The 5,467-nt window shown below is 44.2% G+C and carries 4 protein-coding genes; 3 read left to right on the top strand and 1 reads right to left on the bottom strand.

Going from position 1 to position 5,467, the window contains the following annotated elements; translation table 11 throughout:
• The first annotated feature begins 411 nt into the window (after positions 1 to 411).
• Positions 412 to 768, top strand: coding sequence for a hypothetical protein (locus tag WB371_RS14425; protein WP_336220733.1), 357 nt, complete (start codon positions 412 to 414; stop codon positions 766 to 768).
• Positions 769 to 1,335: 567 nt separating this feature from the next.
• On the opposite strand, the gene WB371_RS14420 is transcribed toward WB371_RS14425, so the two are convergent.
• Positions 1,336 to 2,238: a LysR family transcriptional regulator gene (locus WB371_RS14420; protein WP_336220732.1), complete on the bottom strand. Its 903-nt coding sequence runs from the start codon at positions 2,236 to 2,238 to the stop codon at positions 1,336 to 1,338.
• 457 nt (positions 2,239 to 2,695) lie between these two features.
• On the opposite strand from WB371_RS14420, the gene WB371_RS14415 reads away from it, so the two are divergent.
• Both WB371_RS14415 and WB371_RS14410 read left to right on the top strand, forming a co-directional pair.
• Complete coding sequence (locus WB371_RS14415; protein WP_336220731.1) at positions 2,696 to 3,214, top strand: glycoside hydrolase family protein; 519 nt, start codon at positions 2,696 to 2,698, stop codon at positions 3,212 to 3,214.
• Between the two features lie 566 nt (positions 3,215 to 3,780).
• A partial coding sequence (locus WB371_RS14410; RefSeq protein WP_336220730.1) for an inverse autotransporter beta domain-containing protein occupies positions 3,781 to 5,467 on the top strand: 1,687 nt, incomplete at its 3' end.

Genomic DNA, 5,467 nt, shown 5'->3' with positions numbered 1-5,467 from the left:
GTAATTGTTGCTGTTAATGACTTGTCATCCGGCAGCGTATTTTTATCGGATGTAACGGAATATACAAGGCTGGTCATAATGCTTTCCTTATTAATGAATGTCAGTCTGTTTGTCTTGATCAGACAGCAGGAATTCATATCTGAATGTGAATCCGGTTATCATCGTAAATAAAAAAACAGCGCTGACTGTGCAAAACACTGCAGCCAACCTTCTCTTTTTTGCGCATTAATGACGGAGGCGGGGGGAAGGCTGATTTTAAACGTAATGCGTGAGGGGCAAGAGTTTATCTTTTTAATTCATTCCGGAAAGGCAAAGAGTCATTTTAGCCACAGCAATACAGGGTAACCTGTTGCCGGTAAATTCTGCGCGAGTGGGCAGAAGTGTGTTGGCTACTGAAAATGAGGTAACAGAATGAGCGATAAAATAACCGTCGGCGAATGGATAACAACCCTGATCTCACAACCTGTCGAGATGACAAGGGTATTTTGTATTATTACGCTTGGTGAGTTTGGGCGCTGGCTATACGGCGGAGGAAAATTCAGAGAGATGGCCGGGGATGTGATTATCTGTTTACTGCTTTTTTATCTCATTCGTCCTCATGTAATGCAGTTATCTGCCATGGCTGGGGTAAAGGTCTCTTCGGGTGCTATTGCCATCTTTCTCTCATTAGTGGGAACGCATGGGATAGGGCAACTTCTTGTCTTTACAGTGAAAAAAAGAACGGGTATTGATATCTCATCTTTTATCCGTCGCAGAAAAAGTAATTAAACTCGCGGGGATCACCTGTTTCTGAATAGGTTGAACGGCTGATCCCGACATGAGCTCAGGTGAACGAGAATGTCTGTTCATTGAATCATTAGTACAGGGAAGTATTGTTATTTAATTAACAAAATAAAGTTTTATAAGTAACTATACAATAAAAGTGAATGATTATTACACGCTAAAATTCGGGGGAGATAATGCTTTGTGGGTGGGCTATTGTGCTTTGAAAGTATGAGTATTATAGTGGCACATGTATAGACAACCCCCCTTAATCCAAGAGCCTGATTTAAATGACGGAAATATTATCATTGTCGAATGTGTCGTTATTGATTCATGTCGCGAGTATTCTGAAAAGCCACCTTGTATGTGGTTCGGTGTTATACGATTTGTCTTCAGTAGAATTGCAATTGTTTCAGGAGATGAATACACTGTATCCAGGAACATTTGAAGTTTCAGACGATCCGCGGGGAAGAATCGTCATTGTTAATGAGAACACCAGACTTCTTCTGACATTGATCAACCTCAAGGCAACAGAACTTGAAACTGCTCTGAGGAAGATCACGTCACCAGGTATTAAAGATCTCTTTTAGACAGTTTATTATGTGTCACTGAGTTAAGTATTTTTAATACATCATTAATAACTTTTTCATTTTTCAGGTGTCTGTTCACATACATACTCGTTTTGATATTAATATCGGATAAGCGAATTTGATGGGTATTTGGCGGCGAGAAATAGGATGTTAAACATTCTGGTAGCAGCATCATACCCTCACCAGCGCTGACGGTCATAAGGATTGACGCTGTATCCTGTTCGGTCTCTTTCATTTCAAGATAAGGTAAATAACTCCTTAAACTTTTAGCTATGATTCCTTTCAGTTCAGAGGTCAGGACGTCTTTACGAATAAAAAGCTTTACGCTCTTCATTGTCTCAAAATCATGAAACCCGGATTCAGAAATACTATTGGGGATTAGCAGGTATAATGACTCATCACTGATTTCGTAATGGCGAAAGATCCCGGGAAGAACTAACTCCCGAAATGAAAAAATAATAATATTAGGGTTTAAAATGACCGATTGCATATCGGAGGGGGAGATAAACACCCGGCGACAATTTAAGCTGGGCTGCATGTTTCTGAGATTATAGAGCAGGTACTGATAAATGATATATGGCACGCTGATATCACAGATTACCTCAAGCGGGCTTTGCCCTGATATCAAATTGAATTCAACTTCAATAGAGGCCAGCAGATCGTAGACTGGCTTTACCTTTTCGTATAGAGACAATGCGAGATCGGTAGGTTCCAGCTTATTGTATTTGCGTTCAAAAAGTTTTCCTCCCGCTCTTTCTTCCAGCTCATGTATCACCCTGGCCAGGGGAGTCCGGGTGATACATAATTGTTCTGCAGCATGATTAAGGCACTGTGCTTCGTAACAGATCATAAAGTATTTTAATTTTTTTGACATCAGTAAGGCCATGCCTTTCTCCCCGGCTACGTGACTTAGTTAAAATATTACACGATAAGGCTGCGATGGAATGTATTACATTTTGCACTCAGAGTCAGTAAGAAAATGCACCACTAAATTCCTGCTCAACTCACTGGAATGACGATAGCAAATATTATCGTGCGAGCTGTGCAAAAAAAGTATGTCAACTGAGCATTAATGGCGCAGTCAGAGGTATTCTGTCGCGATGCTTAATTTCCAAGCTGATGTTTCGAGGGTTAATTTGAATGTACTGACAGTTTTCATTTTTAAGTCAATATGTTTACTTAAATGATGCACTTTTATTGGTAATGTTAATTTAAACTGCGGATTCATACTTAACATCGCGACGTGAAAACAATTAATCGTCTGGCGTTTTTTACATTTTTAACAACAGTGACTGGACTGTCTGGGCTGCCCACAGAATCCGACAGCCAGGAGGAGGTGTAAGATGTCTATCGAAGCGAATCAAGCTCAGGAAAGCCAAATCATTCTGCTATTGAGACAGGAAGAGGGTGTGAGACAAAGTCCTTATCTTGATAGCCTGGGCTATCCTACCATCGGGGTGGGATTCAGGCTCGGTCCACAGGGGGCATCGCTATCGAATTATCTTTTCACTCTGGAAAATACCACAATCGATGCATGGCTGAGTGACATCGTTAAAAATGTTAACTCAGGTATGCTGGCACATGAAGACATTTCTATGGCGATGGCCGTCTGTAATATGCCACGTCGTGATATTCTAACCTCAATGGCTTACCAGATGGGGATTAGCGGGCTGGGCAAGTTCAGACATATGCTGGCCTTTATTCAGGCGGAAAACTGGGATGAGGCTGCCTCGCAAATGCTCGACAGTACATGGGCAAAACAGACACCGCAAAGAGCTCAACGTCATGCCAGCGTGATGCGCTCAGGCAAATGGGAGCCTGCTTACAATTCCTTTAGCAAAAGTAGTCAATCTGGTCTATAAAATAGATGTATCAAAAAAAATCAAAGTCTAAATGTAGTTAACATTTAGACTGGGTGCTTATTAATTAAAAGCTTAAAATGACAGTGCTATTAATGTTTTTTGCTTTTTTTAAATAAATTCTTTAAGTGTGCAATCTTTTGCAATACTATTTTGGATTAATATCTTTCTTAAAGTGTTTATTAAATTATCTTTCCCTGTAAACTGTGTGGCATTAACCTTGAATAGCAATAGCCTTATTGTTCTTTCACCTTATGAGAAACCGCTATTATTTAATATTTAATATATAATAAATAATGGCTATTTTTTTAATTACATAAACTTGCGCATGGATTAACTATATGAAAATATTCGACCTAATGAGAATAAAACTCAGGTCCGTCGTCTGGATCCAGATTCTCATCCAGGCTTTATTTCCTTTATTGGTAAGTCTTTCCGCTAACGCCAGTTCAGTAAATCATTCTGATGCGACTTACTTTTCCTCTCCGGCAACCCAGCAGACGTTGACAAACCTTGCAAGCAGTACAGCCAGTAATGGCGGTGAAGGTTTAAAAACTTCCGCCACTAATATGGTTACAGGTGCTGCGGCGACTTCTGTTCAGGAATGGTTAAATCAGTTCGGAACGGCGCAAATTAAGCTGAATGTCGATAATGATGGCAACTGGGACGACAGTTCGTTCGATTTTCTGGCGCCACTTTACGATAACAAAAAGTCTATTCTGTTTACGCAACTTGGCGTTCGCGCACCCGATGGCCGTACGACCGGAAACTTCGGCGTGGGTGTACGAACCTTCTACACCGAAAACTGGATGTTTGGTGGTAACGTTTTTCTCGATGATGATTTTACGGGTAAAAACCGTCGCGTCGGCTTCGGCGCAGAGGCCTGGACAAATTATCTGAAGCTTGCAGCGAATACCTATGTTGGCACCACGGAATGGCACAGCTCACGAGATTTTTATGACTATGATGAAAAACCGGCCGACGGGTATGATCTCCGAGCGGAAGGTTATCTGCCTGCTTATCCACAATTGGGCGCGAAAGTCATGTACGAGCAGTATTATGGTGACAAGGTCGCGCTGTTTGATAAAGACCATCTTCAGAACAACCCATCAGCCGTTACGGTCGGCCTGAATTATACTCCTGTTCCGTTGATTACCGCTGCGGTGGATTACAAACGCGGGCAGGATTCAATGGATGACACACAGTTCAGTCTCAATTTCCGTTATTCCATTGGACAGTCATGGGAGTCGCAAATCTCTTCAGACCAAGTGGCCATTCGCCGCAGTCTTGCTGGCAGCCGTTACGATTTGGTCGATCGTAACAACGAAATTATCCTGCAGTACAAGAAAAAAGAGGACGGGAATGTGCTGGCGGATTTGACGCTGGCGAGTATAAAAGATAACAGCCCGGCAGATGGTACGACGGCCAATACGGCGATAGTGCACGCAGTCACTTCAGATGGCAAACCTGTCAGCGGGGCAGCCATCACATGGAGTGTGACGGGTAACGCGCGACTCAGCACGATCAGCAGCGTGACGGACAGTGGCGGAAACGCCAGCGTGAATATCACGAATACTACCGCAGAACAGGTCACGGTTACTGCAACGTCTGGTGCGCTTTCCCGCGCCACGCCAAGCGCGTTCGTTCAGTATGCGGCATCCCTTAACCTGCAACTGACTAAAAACAACAGCCAGGCAGATGGCCGGGATCAGAATGCCGCGCAGGTAACAGTAAAAGATGCTGCGGGTAATCCCATGACTGGTATCGCGCTGACGTGGCAAACGGGCGCGGAGGCCACTGTTGTCAGCAGTGACAATGCCACCGACGGTAATGGTCATGCGACTATCCACTTTAGCAGCACCACGGCGGGTACTGTCAAACTGAGCGCCACTGCGCTCGGAAAGACGGAATCCACCAATGCCTCGTTTATTGCTGAGGTTGTTCAGAACGTTGCCGTTACTATGGCGACGAATGATTCTCTGGCCAATGGCACAACAGCCAACGTTGCTCAGGCGCTGGTCACCAGCGCCAGCGGTCAGCCAATGTCCGGCGTCAGCGTCACCTGGAGTCTGGGAACAGGCAACGCCACCGCCACCACGCCGTTGACCGTCACCACAAATGCCAGCGGTATCGCCACGCTTAACCTGACAGATACCGTGGCGCAAAGCGTAACCGTGACAGCCAGCGCGGGCGGCAAGTCCGGGAATACCAGTGCGACGTTCACTGCCATCCCCGTCAATAACGTGGCGGTGTCCA

It is taken from the genome of Citrobacter amalonaticus (assembly GCF_037053465.1).
Lineage (GTDB): Bacteria > Pseudomonadota > Gammaproteobacteria > Enterobacterales > Enterobacteriaceae > Citrobacter_A > Citrobacter_A amalonaticus_H.
Note: the sequence above shows the minus strand (reverse complement) of the source record. Positions and strands in the feature narration are given on the sequence as shown.

What these genes read in the sequence shown, in the direction of transcription:
- WB371_RS14425 (WP_336220733.1), top strand. Translation starts at nt 412, where the DNA reads ATGAGCGATAAAATAACCGTCGGCGAATGGATAACAACCCTGATCTCA.
- WB371_RS14420 (WP_336220732.1), bottom strand. Translation starts at nt 2,238, where the DNA reads ATGGCCTTACTGATGTCAAAAAAATTAAAATACTTTATGATCTGTTAC.
- WB371_RS14415 (WP_336220731.1), top strand. Translation starts at nt 2,696, where the DNA reads ATGTCTATCGAAGCGAATCAAGCTCAGGAAAGCCAAATCATTCTGCTA.